This is a genomic window from Streptococcus sp. 10824 (assembly GCF_013276595.1).
Classification (GTDB): domain Bacteria; phylum Bacillota; class Bacilli; order Lactobacillales; family Streptococcaceae; genus Streptococcus; species Streptococcus pseudopneumoniae.
In genome coordinates this window covers 14,361-34,180 of record NZ_VMLH01000018.1, presented here as the reverse complement: position 1 = coordinate 34,180, position 19,820 = coordinate 14,361, and the positions used below count along the sequence as shown (strand labels likewise).

Genomic DNA, 19,820 nt, shown 5'->3' with positions numbered 1-19,820 from the left:
CCGCAGGTTGCTCAAAACATTGTTTTGAGGTTGCAGATAGAAGCTGACGCGGTTTGAAGAGATTTTCGAAGAGTATGAGTAGGCTGAAAAGGCTCCAGCCACAGCATGGACTATTATAACACATTCAGGAAAGAGAAAAAAGTCTGCTGATTTTGACCATCATAAAAAGACTGGCAATCCAGTCTCAAACATAAATTATAGAAATTCTTCACTAAATGCTTTCACGAATATTCAAGAGCATGGCAAAGGCAACTAGAAGAAATAGCAATAAAACAAAGCTAACTGCCAGAGTTCCAAAGCTAGCAGCAATGGTTACCAAAGCTATTGTAAATAAGCTAGGTAAAACAACCGTAATAGCACCGATAGAAGATTGAACTGCTCCCATTGACTCCTCAGGTATTTGTTTAAAGACGAGTTCTTGCAATCTAGGAGAGAGAACACCTGCGAAAAAGGCATCCAAGGCACTAAAGATGAGAATCCAGTCAAAACGAACTGTGGCAAATCCTACTAGAAGAAGCAACTGGATAACAAGTGAGGCATAGAGAGCTGTTTTTATAGAAATCGTATTTTTCAGATAGCCACTTACAAGACTTCCGACAATCAGGGCTGACAGTTCAAAAGTGGATAGCAAGGCAAGAGATTGACCTGTCTGCAAATTCAAAAAGGGTTGATTCCTCAAAAATAGAGTAGAAACAGGAACTGTAACATTTATCACTGCTTGACTAATAGAAATAATAAACAAAACCAAGAGCACCTTATTCATATTCCATATCAATTTCGATGATTGGAGCAAATGCTGGCAAAAGGATTTTACAGAGAGTCCTTCTTGATAGCTAATCGTTTTTTCTACTTTCAAGAGGTCAGTTTTTATGAATAGGATACCTAAAAATGCGATTAAAAAGGTAAGAGCGTTCAGTAAGGAAATAAACTGGATGGATAGAATACCTAATAAGACTCCTCCTAAAATATTACTGATTGTTTTCACTAAACTAACAGTTGACTGTTTAAATCCAATAGCTTCTGCCAGATGGTCTTGTCCAATAATTCTAATGAAAATCGGAGTGAGCATGGCGCCTGAAAAATAACTCAATGTGTCAGACAAGAGGTTAATCAGACAAATAAAGGCTACTAGTACTAAGGAAAAGGACTGCCCTGAAAGCGATAAGGACACTATAGAGTAAAGCAAAAATTTTGCAAAACTAATAATTGTATATTTCAAGACACGATGATGTTGAAAATCCGCCAAAACTCCCAGAAAGATTTGTAGAACTTGGGGCAGGGTTTCTGAAATCGTGATAAGTAAAATCGCCAAAGGAGCAAAAGAGGCGTCTGCCACATAATTCAAAAAGGCCAGATAAAAAATCGTATCCCCAACCGTTGAAATCCACTGGTTGATGGTTAATTGCCTAAAATCTCTATTTTGAAGAAATACTTTCATTATAACTCCTTTTTAAGTTCAAATGGGAATCTTTCCCCAGAAATAGACCGCGATACTACTCACAACCAAAATTACAGCAACGGTAAAATTTGACCAATGCCATTGTAGACTATATGCAGTCCAATAGGCCAATAAATGGACTTGGTTACTCTAAACAAGATGGCAAATATGAGGCCACCACCCATATATACAAAAAAGTCTGTTAAAACCCAACCGTGATTACTAATGTGCAAGACCCCAAATAAAATAGCAGAACCAAGTACATCTAGTCCCCATTTCTTTCCTTTTTCCAGAGCTGTCATCACCAATCCCCGATAAATCATGTCTTCAAAAATGGGACCTGCTATAACAGGATAGAAAAAATACATCAAAAATGCTGTAGCTCCTGTAAAAGTAGGAACATCCAGTTGATAAGCAATTTCATTTTTGGTAGGAGGGAAAAGAAAAAAGGTGACGAAATTCCAAACAACAAAAGCAAGCAGAGCTAGGAAGGAATAGAAAAGATAGGATCCTTTAAACTTTCTACTCTTGATTTTCTGCCATTTGCCTGACTTAACCATAGCAAAAAAAGCAATAAAAACGACAAGAAAATGCAACATCATATCCGACAGATAATAACCAAAGTCAGATAGAACAAGAGCAAAGTCGCTAGATAAAACCAGACCACTAAGGTACTGATAAGCAAGGACGAGTAGAATCGCTATAAAAAAGTAGTATCTTGAAGTTATCTTTCCCATTTTATTTTCTCCTATACTATGAAATAAAGACAGCCCCTACCCAAGAAAAAGGCAAGGACTTTGAATATCAATAATGGCGACGATTAACAGTGGAAGAATCATGGTTAAAATATTTCTCCCAGAAATTAGTGATTGACCAAGACGTTCCTAAACCTCCCCAACTACCACCTGGGATAACGGCATTATACCCAAGTTCCCCTCCATAAACTGTCTCCAACTCAGCTTCTGTCAATTCCATTGTTTCTGCAAATTGTAAATTTAACATCTTTTACACTCCTTCAATTATCTTCATTTGTAAACCACTTCTGCGACCTAGGATTTGCTTCAAATGTTTTACAAGGACAGTATAACACGGAAATTGACTTATTTTAGAAAATCGCATATTTGATATTTTTTCTTATAGAAATTTCAGATTTGCGATTTTGGTAGATTTGATTATTTCCCTGGTATAATAAAGTTATTACTAACAAGGAGGGATATAATGATGAAAAAAAGAAAAATCCAACTGATACTCCTGCTTATTTCGGAGTGGGTTATCGTCTTCCCGTTTCTAATTAATCGATAAGTTCTTTGTATTGCTGAAAACGCAATTCGAAGAGGGCTAGCAATTGTGGATTTTCTAATACTTGCAGAGATTGGATAAAGTGTTCAATCTCTTTTTGATTGCTTCCTTTGGTTTGAAGAAAGACACTCATTTTCTTTAAAAATTGCCACGATACTTTCTCAAAAACATCGTACGGACGCAACATGCTCTCCAACTCGGCTTCGAAGATTGGGATGTATGAGAAAAGTTTTCGCTCCATGAGTTCTGATAAGATATTTAAGAGTCCTTGCTTCATATACAACCGATTATGTACCAACTCCTTAAATTCTTTAGACTTCTCAATTAAAGCGGTCGATAAAAAGATCAAATCTTGATTGCTCAAGAAGGGCATGGTATTGCAAAAGAGATAGAGTTCAAACCAGGTCCAAGACTCGATAGCATAGAGATAGCTGGTCAAAAATTCGCTATCCTCCTCTGTTAGCAGATAGCTCTTATTTAAGGAATGGATGGCATTTTTAATCACAATGGCATTCAAACGACGATAGGTCTCTGCCATCTGTTCTTGCTTGATTTTCTCCAATAGTTGCTCTAAGCCAGCGATATCTTGGTGGGCAAAGCGATCCACAACCTTTCGACCGATTCGCATATGTGGAGATTCTTGATAGTTGTTGAGCTTGTGCCCAAACTCATCAAAATTCATATTGATCCCTTGAATGGCTAATATGAGCTTATCAGCAGACAACATGGACTGCCCTAGCTCAAACTTGGACAACTGAGAAGCTGTTAGCCCGTCACAAGCCACATCTGACTGCTTGAGCTTTCTAGCCAGGCGCAGTTCCTTGTAAAATTCCCCCAATTCCATTTTTTCAATCATCCTACCACCTCCTAGCTTTTGCATATTATATCATTATTTGTGTTCATTTGTCAAAATATTCTGATAGTTAGAAAAAATAAAAAAGCCAGCCTTAAGCTGACTCTTTATTCTATGGTATCAAAAGCGAGGCTTGGTTTGGCATTGAGGTCCAAGTTTGCAAAGTTTTCTTTGTTCCACTCGCTGACACTGGCATAAGCAATCATACCTGCATTGTCTCCGCAGAGACGCAGAGGTGGAATGATGACATTGACATCTGTGATTTCAGTTGCTAGGCGTTCTCTGAGACCTTTATTGGCTGCCACGCCACCTGCCACGACAAGGGTTTTAACAGGGTATTTCTCCAAAGCCTTCTTGGTTTTAGCCATGAGAATATCCAGTACAGCTGCTTGGAAGGAAGCACACAAATCCTCTGTAGACAGACTTTCTCCCTTTTGCTCGGCATTGTGGTGAAGATTGATAAAGGCAGATTTCAAACCTGAGAATGAAAACTCCAGATTATCCTCCTTAATCATGGCACGAGGGAAATCATAAATATCCTGCCCCTGATGAGACAACTCGTCAATCTCACGACCTGCAGGATAGGTCAAGCCCATGACGCGGCCGACCTTATCATATGCCTCACCAACCGCGTCATCTCGTGTCTCCCCAACAATCTTGTAATCGCCAGCCTCAGAAACATAGACCAACTCTGTGTGCCCACCACTGACTAAAAGGGCTAGCAAGGGAAACTCCAAAGGCTCCACACTCTGAGCTGCCATGAGGTGCCCAGCCATGTGATTAACAGGAATCAGTGGAAGTCCGTGAGCCCAAGCAAAGGCCTTGGCAGCTGACAAACCAACTAGCAAGGCTCCGACCAAGCCTGGTCCGTAGGTAACCGCAACAGCTGTCACGTCCTCTTCGGTAATCCCTGCTTCTGCCAATGCCTCCTCGATACAGGCTGTAATGACCTCGACATGGTGACGACTGGCTACTTCGGGCACTACGCCACCAAAACGTTTGTGACTCTCAATTTGACTAGCAATGACATTGGACAAGAGCTCATCGTCGTTTTTCAAGACGGCGACACTGGTCTCATCACAGGATGTCTCAAATGCTAAAATATATCTATCCTTCATCTATTTCTCTCTTCATGATGATGGCGTCTTCGACTGGGTCATGGTAGTAGGCTTTTCGCTCAGCGATGACCGCCATTTTTTCTTTCTTGTAAAATGCTTGCGCTCGTTGATTTGACTTTCTGACTTCGAGGAAAATCTCCTTGTCTGTCGGCAATTGAGCAAACAAGGCTGACGCAATCCCCTGACCCTGATAGTCTCCTTTAACAGCGATTTGCAAGACTTCTGCCTCAAAGATATTTTCCTGCACAGCTAGAAATCCAATCACTTCTGCCCCATCATAGGCCAGAGCATACCAAGTCTGGTCTTGGAATAGGTCAGCTTGGATTTGTTCCAGCGTCCAAGGACTGACTGGGTAAACAGCTATCATAACAGCGTAGATGGCTTTAGCTAGATTAGGCTGCTGTTGGATTCGTTTGATTTCTATCATAGGCGTTTAATGTAAGACTCGCCAGACTCGGTATGGTTCTTGAGCCAGTTTTCCTCAGCCTCGACACGCTTGAGGTAGTTAGGCACAAAGTCGTGTAAGGAGTCTGCTTCCTTGTCCCAGGCCAAAAGAGCAAGATTGGCTGCATTAGGCAGGGTTTCTTTGAAATTAGTCCTTGGCAAGTGTTTTTGAATCTGCTCAACAAAGGGGACAACTTCTCCGACAAAGGTTACCTGACTAGCGCCCTTGATTAACTCAATCACTCGCTCAAAGGGTAAGTGCGCTTCTGGCATGACAGGTTTGGCATTTTCATAAAATCCTGCATAAACATTATTGCGACGCGCATCCATCAAGGGGACAAACAAACCTTCTTGTTGGTAGGGCACCAGAGCCAAGAGACTCGACATACCAACCAACTCGATGTTCAGGGTATGAGCTAAGGTCTTGGCAGTTGCTACCGCAATTCGCAAGCCTGTATAGCTACCTGGTCCTTCCGCCACCACGATTCGGTCTAAATCCTTGGGTGTCCAATCCAAACTTGCCATCAAAAAATCGATGGCAGGCATAAGGGTAATGCTGTGATTTTTCTTGATATTAATCGTCGTCTCGGCAAGAACCTGCTTGTCCTCTAAAATAGCCAGAGAAAGAGCCTTGCTAGACGTATCAAAAGCTAATACTTTCATAACACATTCCTATCTTTTTGTCTGCTTACTATTATACTACAAAAGCTGGCACATGGGAATTTTCTTTATCCCCAAACAAGAGTGCCCTCACTTAACTAAAAATAATTTAAAAAAATGTTCACTTTTCCTTTTCTTTTACGAATATAAAAGTGAACAAGAAAAAAGGAGGAAAGTTCAATGACAAATTTTGACGTTCTTGACAATCAATTTTTATCCTTATCTGAAAATGAATTATCAGATATTGATGGCGGTCTCGCTCCCTTGGTTATCTTTGGAGTAGCAGTATCTTGGAAAGCTATTGCAGGTGGAACAGCACTTATAGGTTCTGGTTTGGCAGCTGGTTATTTTTTAGGAGGAGATTAATATGATGAAAGATTTGAACAACTATTGTGAAATTTCTACTAAGGAATTGCAAGAAATAAAGGGTGGCTTTGGTGTAGGTGTTGGTATCGCTTTATTTATGGCAGGTTATACCATTGGAAAAGACCTTCGTAAAAAGTTTGGTAAGTCATGCTAGATAAGAAACACATTTTTAGAAGGATAAATTTTATTGTCTTCATCTCTTACAGTTTGCTCAGCATTCTCAATGATTTAAACATGACTACTATCCCTTTACCAATTGATCTATCTGTTTGTATTGTTTTATTTTTATGCTTCAACTCTATTTTTGAGCAGAACAATGACTCCCATAAAAATAATAAGCTCTGAAAATTCCATTGTCATGTCATTTTAGAAAAATGCAAAGACCACCTCATCTTGATAGATGGGGTGGAATTTTCGTGTCATAAATTTACTATCTTTTGCCACCAAACAAAAACGCCCCAGCATGAGCAGGGCATCTAAGCATTTAATCCAAAGTAAAATACAAACCAAACGACATAGGTTACGAGGAGAAGAAAAAGCGAGTAGAGAGTCACAAAGGTAATTTTCCACAAGAACTTGGTTTGTCGTCGTTCCAGTTTGGTAAATAGAAGATTACCCGCATAAACGCAAGCAACAAAAACAATAAAAGCTACCAAGCGAGCTCCGATAGCAAAAGCAAATAAGTTATACATAGAGCAACCTCCTTAGTTTAAATTTATCTTAATAAGTAAAGTGAAATATTGCATAAGTATCCATTTTTAATATCGCAAATATATTTTTTAAAGACATAAACACATCTACAAGCGCCTATAAACAGAAACCTTAAAAGATAAGTTAAAACTTATAAGATAAGATTCTGTTCATAGACACCAATACTCATATCAACACTTTTACGTAACAACTCATATTTTACAAAAACTTGGTCTTATACGAATCTAGAAAATAGAACCACAGCTGCTCTTGCATATGCTCCTTTAGTTGTATTCCAAGCATTATTTGCTACAATAGGAGATAATCTTATTAGGAATGCGGCATTGCAACTTCTATTATCTGCTAAAAATCCCTTAAAACACTTATCATGATAGAAACAAGCCATATCTAAATCATCAATAGCTGGAATAGAATATCCATTATTTCCCATAACCACAATAATTACCATAAGAGCCTATAGGAAAAAGAGAGCGATCCATTCTAGCCAAATCAGTTGACTCTCCGTTAGTCTCTATATCCGTTACGATTTCGTTTAAAACACGCCTACCTCCAAAGCTTCATTATCTAAACCAAGCTCCTCTGCTTTATCTAATCTAACTACAGGGAAAGCATGTTCATTCAATTCGGTAACTTTATCCAATTCAGAAGTATCTATAAAGTTAAACATAATATCAATAGCACTAAACAATATAGTTTCCGAATTATTTCCTTTCCAGCTTATACTATTTCTTTCTATTATTATAGCATATACTTTTTGATATTGCAAGCGTTTACCAAAGAAATCGTCCCATGACTTTCTCGTTTCCGTCTTTTACTAATTTTTCATTTTGTGGTATAATTGAAATAATTGTAACGAATCAAGGTCAATCTAGACACAAAATGGAATGAAATCAAGCAAATCTATGCTAAAAGTTTGGAATAAGCTGACCTGTAAAATAGAAAGGAACTATATGATTTACAAAGTTTTTTATCAAGAAACAAAAGAACGTAGCCCACGTCGTGAAACAACACGCGCACTTTACCTAGACATCGATGCCAACTCAGAACTTGAGGGCCGTATCGCTGCTCGCCAACTTGTCGAAGAAAATCGCCCAGAGTACAATATCGAGTATATCGAACTCTTGTCTGACAAATTGCTAGATTACGAAAAAGAAACTGGCGCCTTCGAAATCACGGAGTTCTAATATGGCCTATACTCTTAAACCTGAAGAAGTCGGTGTTTTTGCCATCGGTGGTCTGGGAGAAATCGGGAAAAATACATACGGGATTGAATACCAAGACGAGATTATCATCGTCGATGCTGGGATTAAATTCCCAGAAGATGACTTGCTTGGTATCGACTATGTCATTCCTGACTACTCTTACATCATAGACAACATCGACCGCGTCAAGGCTGTTTTGATTACCCACGGACATGAGGACCACATCGGTGGGATTCCATTCCTTCTCAAGCAAGCAAATGTCCCTATCTACGCTGGACCACTTGCCTTGGCTTTGATCCGTGGGAAACTCGAAGAACACGGCCTCTTGCGCAACGCCAAACTTTACGAAATCAACCACAATACTGAGTTGACCTTTAAAAATCTCAAGGCAACTTTCTTTAGAACGACTCACTCTATTCCAGAGCCTTTAGGGATTGTCATTCATACTCCTCAAGGGAAAATCGTTTGTACGGGTGACTTCAAGTTCGACTTTACTCCAGTTGGAGAACCTGCAGACTTGCATCGTATGGCTGCCCTTGGTGAAGACGGCGTGCTCTGTCTCCTATCTGACTCGACAAATGCAGAAGTGCCAACCTTTACCAACTCTGAAAAAGTCGTTGGCCAGTCCATCATGAAGATTATCCAAGGTATTGAAGGACGTATTATCTTTGCATCCTTTGCCTCAAATATCTTCCGTCTCCAACAAGCAACAGAAGCCGCTGTTAAGACTGGACGTAAGATTGCGGTCTTTGGCCGTTCTATGGAAAAGGCCATTGTCAACGGAATCGATCTTGGCTACATCAAAGCTCCTAAGGGAACCTTTATCGAGCCAAATGAAATCAAAGACTACCCTGCAGGAGAAGTTCTCATCCTCTGTACAGGTAGTCAGGGTGAGCCGATGGCAGCCCTCTCTCGTATCGCCAACGGAACCCACCGTCAGGTGCAACTCCAACCAGGCGATACGGTCATCTTCTCTTCAAGTCCAATCCCTGGAAACACTACTAGCGTTAACAAGCTGATTAACATCATTTCTGAAGCTGGTGTCGAAGTTATCCACGGTAAAGTGAACAATATCCATACATCTGGACACGGTGGTCAGCAAGAGCAAAAACTTATGCTCCGCTTGATTAAGCCAAAATACTTCATGCCTGTCCACGGTGAATACCGCATGCAAAAAGTCCACGCTGGACTAGCAGTGGATACTGGTGTTGAGAAGGACAATATCTTTATCATGAGCAATGGTGATGTGCTTGCCCTCACCGCAGATTCTGCTCGTATCGCAGGTCATTTCAACGCCCAAGACATCTATGTCGATGGAAATCGTATCGGTGAAATCGGCGCAGCTGTCCTCAAAGATCGTCGCGATCTATCTGAAGACGGTGTTGTTCTAGCAGTCGCAACTGTTGACTTCAAGTCTCAGATGATTCTATCTGGTCCAGACATCCTCAGCCGAGGCTTTGTCTACATGAGAGAGTCTGGCGACCTGATTCGCCAAAGCCAGCGCATTCTCTTCAATGCCATTCGTATCGCACTGAAAAACAAGGAGGCTAGCGTGCAATCTGTCAATGGTGCCATTGTCAACGCTATTCGCCCCTTCCTCTATGAAAATACCGAACGTGAACCGATTATCATCCCGATGATCCTCACACCAGATGAAGAATAAATCATAAAACAGCCCCGTTTTTCGGAGCTGTTTTTCTCTATGCTTTCTTTTCTTGATTTTTAGAAATACTACGATTTTTACCTTCAAGATACACCATCAAAATAGAAATATCTGCTGGGTTTACTCCCGAAATACGGCTGGCTTGGCCGATGGTTTCTGGATTGATGAGTTTGAACTTCTGACGGGCTTCTGTCGCGATAGAGTCAATGTCATCCCAGTCGATATTAGCTGGAATGCGTTTTTCTTCCATGCGTTTCATCTTGGCAACCTGATCCATGGCTTTTGAAATATAGCCTTCGTACTTGATTTCTGTTTCAATCAATTCGATAATCTTGTCATCCAATTCCTCTGCAGCTGGTCCGATGAAGGCCACCACATCTTGATAAGAAACTTCTGGACGGCGAAGGAATTCCTTGGCTGTCACTGCATCGGTCAACGGCTTGAAGCCCATCTCCTCAACCTTGGCATTGGTTTCCTTGACTGGCTTGAGTTTGATACTGTCTAAGCGTTTCATCTCATTATCAAATTGGTTTTTCTTGATTTCAAAGCGAACCCAGCGTTCATCATCCACAAGACCAATCTCGCGTCCCATCTCTGTCAAACGCATATCAGCATTGTCATGGCGGAGAATGAGGCGGTATTCAGCACGACTGGTCAAGAGACGGTAAGGTTCAATCGTTCCCTTGGTCACCAAATCGTCAATCATGACCCCAATATAACCGTCACTACGCTTCAAAATCAACTCAGGCTTACCTTGGATTTTCAGAGCCGCGTTGATACCAGCGATAATCCCTTGGCCTGCTGCCTCTTCGTAACCTGATGTTCCATTTGTCTGACCAGCAGTGAAAAGTCCGGAGATTTTCTTGGTTTCCAGAGTCGCACGCAACTGGTGTGGCAAGACCATGTCATACTCAATGGCATAACCTGTCCGCATCATTTCAGCATTTTCCAACCCTTTGATAGAATGAACCAGCTCACGTTGGACATCCTCAGGCAGACTAGTTGATAGACCTTGAACATAGACTTCCTCTGTATTGCGTCCTTCTGGCTCAAGGAAGAGTTGGTGACGTTCCTTGTCCGCAAAGCGCACAATCTTGTCCTCAATCGACGGGCAGTAACGAGGCCCCACTCCCTTGACCACACCTGTAAACATAGGTGCACGATGGAGGTTGTTTTGGATAATCTCATGACTGATACCATTGGTATAGGTCAACCAGCATGGCACTTGATCTTTGACATAATCCTCATCACGTGAAGTATAAGAGAAGTGATTTGGCGCTTCGTCTCCTGGCTGAATCTCTGTCACATCGTAGTTGATAGAAGAAGCCTTGACACGTGGAGGTGTTCCTGTCTTGAAACGACCAATTTCGAGTCCTAATTCCTTGAGGTTGTCAGCAAGGTTAATAGAAGCCAAGCTGTGGTTAGGACCTGATGAGTACTTGAGGTCTCCGATGATAATTTCCCCACGGAGGGCTGTTCCTGTCGTCACGATAACAGCCTTGGCAGCATACTCTTGATGGGTCGCTGTACGAACACCGACAACCTTGCCATCTTCCACCAAAATCTCATCAATCATGGTCTGACGAAGGGTCAGATTTTCTTGATTTTCAACTGTCTTGCGCATTTCCTTAGAGTAAAGTTCCTTGTCAGCCTGCGCACGAAGGGCACGGACAGCTGGCCCCTTCCCTGTGTTGAGCATCTTCATCTGGATGTAAGTCTTGTCAATAGTCTTGGCCATCTCGCCACCGAGGGCATCAACTTCACGCACAACGATCCCCTTGGCAGAACCACCGATAGAGGGGTTACAAGGCATGAAAGCCAACATTTCAATGTTGATGGTCGCAAGTAAGACCTTACAACCCATACGACTAGCAGCTAGGGATGCTTCTACCCCAGCGTGTCCCGCACCAATTACAATAATATCGTATTCTTCTGTAAAGTTATAAATCATATTTCTCTCCTATTTCTCAAGATGAATGTGTCTTAGTTGGCCGTCCCAATCTGGTAAGGCTGTTTTTAAAAAGGCTGGGACTAGTTGGAAATCCTGAAGCTGGTCCAAGTCAATCCATTCGCAAGGTTGCGTCTTCTCATCTTCCTGCATGGTCAATGGGGCATCTTCAAGCAAATCCACCAGATAATGAAACTCGATATTGTGATAGGAAACACCGTCCTGTTCAAAACGATTTTCAACCACAAAAGCTAGCTGCCCAGCTTGAGTTTTGACACCCAGTTCTTCCCTCACTTCGCGGACTATCGCGTCTTCCGTGCTTTCATTGACTTGAATGGCACCGCCAATAGTGTAATACTTGCCCTTGTCTTTGGTGACTAGAAGCTTGTGATTTTGGACAATCAAGGCTGTCGCCCGAACACCAAAAACTGTATTTCCTACTTTTGTCCGAAAGTCTTGTTGAATCATTCTTGTCCTTTCCCTTAAACGACACAAAAACAGTCAAAACTCCAAAGAAGTGCAGGACAAAAAAGCCTGCAACATCCATGAGCTTTGACCATCATTTCTATTGCTTTTATTATTGTAGCAAATTGAGAAAATTTGTCAATCTAAATGTACTGACAAACTTGTCCATCGCGGTAAGCATTGTCAATCAAACCACCACCTAAACACTCTTCGCCATCGTAAAAGACAACGGCCTGTCCTGGTGTGATCGCACGCTGTGGCTCCGCAAAGATGACCTCTGCCTTGTCTCCTTTGACATGGACGGTCACCTTCGAATCAGGCTGACGGTAGCGGAATTTAGCCGTACATTCGATCGTAAACTCCTCTGGCATGTCACGAGTAAAGTGGACTTGGCTAGCCTCTAGGCTGGTTGACATGAGCGAATCATGGTAGAAACCTTGTCCGACATAGAGAATATTCTTGCTTAGGTCTTTTCCGACAACGAACCAAGGGGCATTGTCTCCACCGTGTTGCCCACCGATACCGAGTCCGCCACGCTGACCAATCGTATAATACATAAGGCCTGCATGCTCGCCCATATCGCGGCCATCCACAGTCATCATGCGACCAGGCTGAGCTGGTAGGTAGTTGCTGAGGAAATTTTTAAAGTTCTTTTCTCCGATAAAGCAAATCCCTGTCGAGTCTTTCTTCTTGGCAGTCGCAAGGCCTGCTTCTTCTGCGAGTCTGCGAACTTCAGGTTTTTCCAAATGTCCCAGTGGAAACATGGTTTTTTGGAGTTGTTCTTGCGAAAGTTGGCTGAGGAAATAGGTTTGGTCCTTGCCATTGTCCACGCCACGAAGCATGTGAACAGTGCCAACCTCATCACGCGCTACACGGGCATAGTGCCCAGTCGCTACATAGTCTGCCCCCAAGGTCATGGCATAGTCCAAAAAGGCCTTGAACTTGATTTCCTTGTTGCACATAACATCTGGATTTGGCGTGCGTCCTGCACGGTATTCCGCTAGGAAATACTCGAAAACGCGGTCCCAGTACTCTTTTTCAAAATTGACAGAGTAGTAGGGAATGCCAATCTGGTCTGCCACCGCAGCCACATCCTTGTAATCTTCGGTCGCCGTACAGACGCCGTTTTCATCTGTGTCATCCCAGTTCTTCATGAAGATACCGATCACATCGTAGCCCTGCTCCTTGAGCAAAAGAGCCGTCACCGACGAATCAACACCACCACTCATCCCCACGACAACACGTATTTTAGAGTTATCACTCATGGTAAGTCTCCCATCTATTCGTTTATTCACGATTGAAGGTCGTGTGTGCTTCACGATTGAAGGTCGTTTGAGCAGTTTTCATTATAACATGCTTGGTTGGAGAAGACAAGAAAGAGGCTGATAATCGACCAAGCTCTGTTTTTAGACACAGTTCAAATCCAAACTATTCTTTATAGAAAAAATTCCTATAAATTCGAGAAATAGTTAAAATACATACAAATATGACTCCCAAAATAGATAATACTATTTTCACAAAACTCATTTCCGAACCTATGACATATATATGAAAAAGAGGGGCTAGTCCTACACATAGAGACAATAGATAACTAATAAATCTTATCTCACCAATTCCTGCAAAAAAATGTTTCATTTTAAATATTCCAATTTTACCTTTCATCTTAATAATCCACTAGCAAATCTATTGGCTTCTCTTTTTTTTGAAAAATCTTGATAGCAAATTTGCTCCACTTAATGCCACTAAAATTTCAATGGGCAAAAAATAGTAATCCCATATCAAATGAGAAATTAGCAATGATAGAAATAGTATACAATCAATATAACTATTCTTAAAATATTCTGTAATTACGTAATACAGAAATGCCACAACCACTGAAATTAAAACAACCATCATAATACTATTATCCTGTCCTTCTCACTAACTCTATTTCCAAAATTTCATTTTTTGGGGGATTTAGTAACGCAATTCCAATTAGCAATACACCTAATATAAATAAAAGTATTTCCCAAAATTTATTCTCAGTTTTAATAAAAGGTATAAGATACATACTAACCAATATGGAACTTACTCCTAAAATAGCAGAGACCACTCTGACTTTATCACTTAGTTTAAACATATTTGATTCCCTATAAAATAAGCAGTGACTACGTTTACTGTAGCATTTCCCCGTAATAAAGAACTTCTTTATGTAGAGATAATTTCCCATCAAGACACCTCATTTCTTCTTACTCAATAGCAACATAATTATTTGGTAATACGAGTTCCATTTATTTTCTCCTTTTTTATTAAGCATGGTTAGGATAGTTTCCTAACAAGTGATCGCAAGCTTTGTTTAGTTACCTAAATTAGACTTCCTTCCTTTATCTTATTTTAAATATTTAAAACCAGTTACTGCTTGAAGCTTAACAGTTTACTTAATTCAAATAACAGCTAATCACTGATTCCCTGATTTTATCAAATATACTAATAACCACAATTGTGATACGATCATCATTATAAGAACAACATTTAACGAATCAAAGTTTTTCCGAGATAATAATAAAGCAACAGCAAGCAGTATTATTACTAAAGATTGAATAACTACTATTACTCTTAACATTTTATCCTCTACCAGTAACCAAAGCATAGTATCTATTTTCAAAACCGAGCATAACAATTGCACCTATTGCTCCAAATGCAACCAGCATTTCTCCCAATTCGTCACTTGACATCTTGCGTATGCCACTAGCAGGGTCTGCTACGTAGAATTTACTATTCCTTTTGATACTATGTAGTACCACAAAATGATTTTTACCTAAATCATTCTTAACTTGAAGAATCGCAGGAAATGTTAATTTTGGAGTCAAATCTTCCAGTGCTACTCGAACAGCTTTTACTGTAAAATTCAACTTATTCAGACCTGAAACAATACCACTGACAGTCGTTCCATACATGTCTGTACCAATAATTTCCCGAATCTTCATGATTGATAGTTCCTTTTTGTAAGATAAAAGAACTGTTGAAACAACTGCCGCAGCACAATCTGACTGATCATGTTGCATCGTACAAGGATATTTTTTTAACATAGAAATACTCAATTCTTTAGAATTAATCTAACTTTTCTTTGATGTCACCCAAACCTCAATCACTGCCCAGTAGTTCTTGAATCAGTTTATTTTCAACCGTATCATTCTTTGTTCTTGATATCTTTCCAAGCATTGTAGTACAGCAGATTTTTGTCCAAGGACTGAGCTTCCTTTAACAACCCAAGCTCCCTTATATTATATCGGCCAGCCCCATGGAAAGATTATGTCCAGACTAATCAATGATATAATACATACTAGAATACAAAATATTTTTTTATTCATACTTTTCTCCTATCTTTATTTTCTACCTACATAGTACCTCTTATTAAGCTCATTTCAAAATTACGTTAACTTTTTTCACAACTTTATTTCGACTTTCTTTTTTACTTTTTACATTACTATGATACAATATTTTTAACAAAATTTTATTGTTTGTTAACTTTTTTCACGAAAAGGAGAAAATCATGCGTTATGATTTCGGAAAGGTCTATAAAGAAATACGTGAGTCAAAGGGGCTGACCCAAGAAGAGATCTGTGGGGGTGTTCTCTCAAGAACCAGCCTATCAAAAATCGAAAGCGGTAAGACAACTCCAAAATATGAAAATATGGAATTTCTTCTCCGTCAAATCAATATGAGTTTTGAAGAGTTTGAATATATCTGTCAACTTTATCAACCAAGTCAACGCACAGAAATTATGCAAACCTATCTCAATATGCGTTCCATTATCGGAACCAGCGATCTTGTCAATTTATTTCAAAAATGCCAAGACTACCTCAAGACCCACCACGATCTCCCTATAGAAGAAATCAGAGACATGCTTGAAGTTGTCATTTATATCCGTCAACACGGGGCAGGGGAACTATCAGATCACGCAGAACAGGTTGTCAAAAAACTTTGGAGAAAGATTGAAAAACAAGATACATGGTATGAAAGTGACCTAAAAATCCTCAATACCATCCTTTTCAGCTTGCCCATTGAACACCTCCATCTCATCACCGAAAAAATCTTGCAACGCTTAGAAGTCTATAAAAACTATCAACATTTATATGACTTGCGAATGACAATTCTATTAAACCTTTCCACACTCTATCTATACAATCAAGATAAAAACATGTGTAAGCAAATCTGCTACACTTTACTGGAGGATGCCAAGAACAAGAAAAGCTATGATAGGCTTGCTATCTGCTATGTCCGTGTTGGGATTTGTACAGACGATCCTAAACTTATCCAAAAAGGTTTCTCACTTCTAGAGCTGACCGAGGAAACTTCTATGCTGTCTCATCTCAAACAAGAAGTGGAGACCTATTATCAACCGAAGGAAAGATAAAAAAGTCGAGGGATTTCCTCGACCTTTTCATATTATTCTGTTTGTTATTTCTTAATACCAGCCGTTGTTAAGCCAGAAGTTTTTGGCAGCTGTCCATGAACCGTAACGTCCTGCAACGTAGGCATCTGCTACACGTTCTTGGTTTTCAGCTGAGTAGTCACCGTTCAAGTATGAATCTGTCAATTGGTAACGTCCGATGTAACGTCCGTTTGTGGCTGTGTAGCTACCACCTGATTCTTTTTGAGCGATCCATTCTTTAGCTTCTGCTTCAGATCCGCTTACAGTTGAAGCAACTGTTTCTTCTACTACTGCTTCGCTTGCTACTGGAGCTTCTTCCACTACTTCTGTAGTTTCTACTACTGGAGCTGAAACAGTTTCATCTTGAGCTGCTGGAGCTTCATAAGTCGTTGAAGCTGATGCTACTGGCGCTACAGGGCCATCAATAACTAACTCTTGACCAACATAAATCAAATGAATGTTGTCAATGTGATTGTTTTCTGCCAATTTCTCAACAGTTGTGTTGTGAGTTTCAGCGATTTCTGAAAGTGTATCACCTTCTTTAACTGTGTAAGTTGATGATTCTTGAGCAGATACAAATGATGGAGCAAATACTGCAAACAAGGCAGCTACTCCTGCAAGAGTTGCTTTAATCTTTTTAGTTATTGATTTCATATTCGAAAATTCTCCTTCTTTCTATAGTTCTATCATACCCTTTAAATATTACCGTTTCTTGACACTTTTATGTAGAAATATTACAAAATTATTTTTTATTTCCCTAAATAAGGTGTTTTTTGTCATAAAAGATACTATTTTTATGCTATTTGAGGTATTAGAAAGGTTTTCATCCACAATTAAAGCCAAGCCCCTCATTCTTTGATATAATAGAGATAAGAATTTTTATAAGGGGAAACTGATGAAATCACTTCGTTTTCAATCTGTCTTTGATATCATCGGACCAGTTATGATTGGCCCATCTAGTAGCCATACCGCTGGTGCTGTTCGTATTGGGAAGATTGTCTCTTCCATTTTTGATGATACTCCGACAGAAGTTGAATTCCAACTTTTTAACTCATTTGCCAAGACCTATCGTGGTCACGGAACAGACCTAGCCCTTGTTGCAGGTATTTTAGGAATGGATACAGATGATCCTGAAATTCCAAATAGTCTGGAAATTGCCCACAAGCGTGGTATCAAGATTGTCTGGACCATTCAGAAAGACAGCAATGCCCCTCACCCTAACACCACTAAAATTACTGTTAAAAATGCCCACAAGACCATCAGCGTGACTGGTATTTCTATCGGTGGAGGAAATATTCAGGTAACCGAACTCAATGGTTTTGCCGTCTCTCTCAATATGAATACACCGACTATCATCATCGTTCATCAAGATATTCCAGGTATGATTGCCCTTGTTACAGAGGCGCTTTCCCGCTATGGTATCAATATCGCCCAGATGAATGTCACTCGTGAAAAAGCTGGTGAAAAAGCCATTATGATTATCGAAGTTGACAGTCGCAACTGTGATGAGGCTATCGAAGAAATTCGAAAAATCCCTCATCTCCACAATGTCAATTTCTTTAAATAGGAGGAAGCATGTTTTATTCTATCAAAGAATTGGTCGAGCAAGCAGATCTGGACTTTCAAGGAAATGTCGCAGAACTCATGATTACAACAGAGTTTGAATTGACCGGTCGCGAACGTGAAGAAGTCTTCCTTCTCATGGAACGCAATCTGGAAGTTATGAAAGCCTCTGTCCAACTTGGCCTCAATGAAAATAAATCTCGTAGTGGCCTGACAGGTGGAGATGCTGCCAAATTGGATCACTACATCAAAAACGAAAAAACTTTATCAGATTACACGATTCTCTCTGCTGCCCGAAATGCTATCGCAGTCAATGAACACAATGCTAAAATGGGCTTGGTCTGCGCTACTCCTACCGCAGGAAGTGCCGGTTGTCTCCCTTCCGTTCTCACTGCTGCTATTGAAAAATTAGACCTCAGCCACGAGCAACAATTGGATTTCCTCTTTGCTGCTGGTGCCTTTGGACTAGTCATCGCAAACAATGCCTCCATCTCAGGTGCTGAGGGTGGGTGTCAAGCTGAAGTTGGTTCAGCCTCTGCTATGAGTGCTGCCGCCTTGACTCTGGCTGCAGGTGGAACACCTTATCAGGCCAGTCAAGCTATTGCCTTTGTCATTAAAAATATGCTAGGCCTCATCTGTGACCCTGTTGCAGGTTTGGTCGAAGTTCCCTGTGTCAAACGTAATGCCATGGGAGCTAGCTTTGCTTTCATCGCAGCAGACATGGCCTTGGCAGGTATCGAATCTAAAATCCCTGTGGATGAAGTGATCGATGCCATGTACCAAGTAGGAGCAAGCATGCCAACTGCCTTTCGTGAAACAGCTGAAGGTGGACTCGCTACCACCCCTACTGGTCGTCGCCTCCAAAAAGAGATTTTCGGAGAATAAGCTTATCAAATAGGAGAAACCATGACCTCTATCACAGCGATTTTTTTCGATTTGGATGGAACCCTCGTTGATAGTTCTATCGGGATTCACAATGCCTTTACCTATACCTTTAAAGAGCTGGGGGTGCCTAGCCCTGATGCCAAAACTATTCGTGGTTTTATGGGACCACCTCTCGAAAGTAGTTTTGCGACCTGCCTGTCCAAAGACCAAATTTCTGAAGCCATGCAGATATATCGTTCTTACTATAAGGCAAAAGGCATCTATGAAGCTCAACTCTTTCCTCAGATTATAGACTTGCTTGAGGAGTTATCGAGCAGTTATCCACTCTACATCACCACGACAAAGAATACATCTACTGCTCAAGACATGGCCAAAAACTTGGAAATCCATCATTTCTTTGATGGTATTTATGGTTCTAGCCCTGAAGCACCCCATAAGGCAGATGTCATTCACCAAGCCTTACAGACACATCAACTAGCACCAGAACAAGCCATCATCATCGGAGATACCAAGTTTGATATGCTGGGAGCTCGAGAAACAGGTATTCAGAAATTGGCCGTCACTTGGGGATTTGGAGAGCAAGCAAATCTACTAAACTATCAACCTGATTATATCGCTCACAAACCCTTAGAAGTTTTGGCGTATTTTCAATAGCATAGACTGGGCGACAACTCTATTTCAGAAGAAAATGAAGTAATACTCAATGAAAATCAAAGAGCAAACTAGGAAACTAGCTGCGGGCTGCTCAAAACACTGTTTTAAGGTTGTAGATGGAACTGACGAAGTCAGCT

24 protein-coding genes and 2 pseudogenes are annotated in these 19,820 nt (G+C 40.6%); 8 read left to right on the top strand and 18 right to left on the bottom strand.

From position 1 onward, the window contains the following. Positions 1-211 precede the first annotated feature (211 nt). From HT701_RS02050 to tsaB, 7 genes are all read right to left on the bottom strand, one after another. Complete coding sequence (locus HT701_RS02050) at positions 212-1,438, bottom strand: MFS transporter (protein ID WP_172931164.1); 1,227 nt, start codon at positions 1,436-1,438, stop codon at positions 212-214. Positions 1,439-1,509: 71 nt separating this feature from the next. Further along, complete coding sequence (locus HT701_RS02045; protein WP_023935534.1) at positions 1,510-2,175, bottom strand: CPBP family intramembrane glutamic endopeptidase; 666 nt, start codon at positions 2,173-2,175, stop codon at positions 1,510-1,512. A 67-nt stretch (positions 2,176-2,242) separates the two neighbouring features. Next, positions 2,243-2,440, bottom strand: a complete 198-nt coding sequence (locus HT701_RS02040) for a peptide pheromone VP1 (protein ID WP_000933471.1) — start codon at positions 2,438-2,440, stop codon at positions 2,243-2,245. Positions 2,441-2,729: 289 nt separating this feature from the next. Next, entirely contained in the window at positions 2,730-3,593 is an 864-nt protein-coding gene (locus HT701_RS02035; protein WP_000570718.1) for an XRE/MutR family transcriptional regulator, read from the bottom strand. Positions 3,594-3,697: 104 nt separating this feature from the next. Next, entirely contained in the window at positions 3,698-4,708 is a 1,011-nt protein-coding gene (tsaD, locus tag HT701_RS02030) for a tRNA (adenosine(37)-N6)-threonylcarbamoyltransferase complex transferase subunit TsaD (RefSeq protein ID WP_000655057.1), read from the bottom strand. Beyond that, positions 4,698-5,135, bottom strand: a complete 438-nt coding sequence (rimI, locus tag HT701_RS02025) for a ribosomal protein S18-alanine N-acetyltransferase (RefSeq protein WP_000569846.1) — start codon at positions 5,133-5,135, stop codon at positions 4,698-4,700. Before rimI ends, tsaD begins: the two co-directional genes overlap by 11 nt. Further along, positions 5,132-5,815 (bottom strand): tRNA (adenosine(37)-N6)-threonylcarbamoyltransferase complex dimerization subunit type 1 TsaB, encoded by a 684-nt coding sequence (gene tsaB / locus HT701_RS02020; protein WP_000865700.1) that lies wholly within the window; start codon positions 5,813-5,815, stop codon positions 5,132-5,134. The genes rimI and tsaB overlap by 4 nt, the downstream gene beginning before the upstream one ends. A 177-nt stretch (positions 5,816-5,992) precedes the next feature. Between tsaB and cibA the strand changes: the two genes are divergently transcribed. After that, positions 5,993-6,178 carry a fratricide two-peptide bacteriocin subunit CibA gene (gene cibA, locus HT701_RS02015; protein WP_000180841.1) on the top strand — a complete coding sequence of 62 codons (186 nt, stop codon included), beginning with the start codon at positions 5,993-5,995 and terminating at the stop codon, positions 6,176-6,178. 1 nt (position 6,179) lies between these two features. Further along, a complete protein-coding gene (gene cibB, locus HT701_RS02010) occupies positions 6,180-6,332 on the top strand; it encodes a fratricide two-peptide bacteriocin subunit CibB (protein ID WP_000974046.1) in 153 nt (50 codons plus the stop codon). Positions 6,333-6,654: 322 nt separating this feature from the next. Here cibB and HT701_RS02005 read toward each other — a convergent pair whose 3' ends face one another. From HT701_RS02005 to HT701_RS01995, 3 genes and pseudogenes are all read right to left on the bottom strand, one after another. Further along, the gene (locus HT701_RS02005) at positions 6,655-6,870 is read right to left on the bottom strand and encodes a hypothetical protein (protein WP_000282480.1); all 216 of its coding nucleotides are present in this window, start codon (positions 6,868-6,870) and stop codon (positions 6,655-6,657) included. 374 nt (positions 6,871-7,244) lie between these two features. Beyond that, positions 7,245-7,338: pseudogene (locus HT701_RS11820) on the bottom strand (phospholipase); the annotation flags it as partial. Between the two features lie 83 nt (positions 7,339-7,421). After that, positions 7,422-7,655, bottom strand: coding sequence for a hypothetical protein (locus HT701_RS01995; RefSeq protein WP_001200005.1), 234 nt, complete (start codon positions 7,653-7,655; stop codon positions 7,422-7,424). Between the two features lie 184 nt (positions 7,656-7,839). Between HT701_RS01995 and HT701_RS01990 the strand changes: the two genes are divergently transcribed. Further along, positions 7,840-8,073: a DNA-dependent RNA polymerase subunit epsilon gene (locus tag HT701_RS01990; RefSeq protein WP_000639571.1), complete on the top strand. Its 234-nt coding sequence runs from the start codon at positions 7,840-7,842 to the stop codon at positions 8,071-8,073. 1 nt (position 8,074) lies between these two features. Next, on the top strand, positions 8,075-9,754 hold the full coding sequence (locus HT701_RS01985; RefSeq protein ID WP_119920108.1) for a ribonuclease J: 1,680 nt from the start codon (positions 8,075-8,077) through the stop codon (positions 9,752-9,754). 37 nt (positions 9,755-9,791) lie between these two features. Here the strand turns inward: HT701_RS01985 and mnmG are convergent, their stop codons facing one another. From mnmG to HT701_RS01965, 7 genes and pseudogenes are all read right to left on the bottom strand, one after another. After that, the gene (mnmG, locus tag HT701_RS01980) at positions 9,792-11,705 is read right to left on the bottom strand and encodes a tRNA uridine-5-carboxymethylaminomethyl(34) synthesis enzyme MnmG (protein WP_119920107.1); all 1,914 of its coding nucleotides are present in this window, start codon (positions 11,703-11,705) and stop codon (positions 9,792-9,794) included. Between the two features lie 9 nt (positions 11,706-11,714). Next, positions 11,715-12,170 carry an NUDIX hydrolase gene (locus HT701_RS01975; protein WP_165852360.1) on the bottom strand — a complete coding sequence of 152 codons (456 nt, stop codon included), beginning with the start codon at positions 12,168-12,170 and terminating at the stop codon, positions 11,715-11,717. 140 nt (positions 12,171-12,310) lie between these two features. After that, on the bottom strand, positions 12,311-13,432 hold the full coding sequence (gene mnmA / locus HT701_RS01970) for a tRNA 2-thiouridine(34) synthase MnmA (protein WP_172931163.1): 1,122 nt from the start codon (positions 13,430-13,432) through the stop codon (positions 12,311-12,313). Between the two features lie 163 nt (positions 13,433-13,595). Next, entirely contained in the window at positions 13,596-13,802 is a 207-nt protein-coding gene (locus HT701_RS11355) for a hypothetical protein (RefSeq protein WP_240152346.1), read from the bottom strand. Positions 13,803-13,850: 48 nt separating this feature from the next. Beyond that, positions 13,851-14,063 (bottom strand): hypothetical protein, encoded by a 213-nt coding sequence (locus tag HT701_RS11350; protein ID WP_101782084.1) that lies wholly within the window; start codon positions 14,061-14,063, stop codon positions 13,851-13,853. Positions 14,064-14,070: 7 nt separating this feature from the next. Continuing rightward, entirely contained in the window at positions 14,071-14,286 is a 216-nt protein-coding gene (locus HT701_RS11815) for a hypothetical protein (RefSeq protein ID WP_345889969.1), read from the bottom strand. A gap of 568 nt (positions 14,287-14,854) precedes the next feature. Further along, positions 14,855-15,235: pseudogene (locus HT701_RS01965) on the bottom strand (cysteine peptidase family C39 domain-containing protein); the annotation flags it as partial. Between the two features lie 464 nt (positions 15,236-15,699). On the opposite strand from HT701_RS01965, the gene HT701_RS01960 reads away from it, so the two are divergent. Further along, entirely contained in the window at positions 15,700-16,563 is an 864-nt protein-coding gene (locus HT701_RS01960) for a helix-turn-helix transcriptional regulator (protein ID WP_172931162.1), read from the top strand. Positions 16,564-16,614: 51 nt separating this feature from the next. Here HT701_RS01960 and HT701_RS01955 read toward each other — a convergent pair whose 3' ends face one another. Then, positions 16,615-17,235 (bottom strand): LysM domain-containing protein, encoded by a 621-nt coding sequence (locus HT701_RS01955; protein ID WP_172931161.1) that lies wholly within the window; start codon positions 17,233-17,235, stop codon positions 16,615-16,617. 241 nt (positions 17,236-17,476) lie between these two features. On the opposite strand from HT701_RS01955, the gene sdaAB reads away from it, so the two are divergent. The 3 genes from sdaAB to HT701_RS01940 are packed head-to-tail and all read left to right on the top strand — an operon-like array spanning position 17,477 to position 19,683. Next, entirely contained in the window at positions 17,477-18,148 is a 672-nt protein-coding gene (sdaAB, locus tag HT701_RS01950) for an L-serine ammonia-lyase, iron-sulfur-dependent subunit beta (RefSeq protein ID WP_000838912.1), read from the top strand. 8 nt (positions 18,149-18,156) lie between these two features. Beyond that, on the top strand, positions 18,157-19,029 hold the full coding sequence (sdaAA, locus tag HT701_RS01945; protein ID WP_000500040.1) for an L-serine ammonia-lyase, iron-sulfur-dependent, subunit alpha: 873 nt from the start codon (positions 18,157-18,159) through the stop codon (positions 19,027-19,029). Between the two features lie 21 nt (positions 19,030-19,050). Continuing rightward, positions 19,051-19,683, top strand: a complete 633-nt coding sequence (locus tag HT701_RS01940) for an HAD family hydrolase (protein WP_050261216.1) — start codon at positions 19,051-19,053, stop codon at positions 19,681-19,683. Positions 19,684-19,820 lie beyond the last annotated feature (137 nt).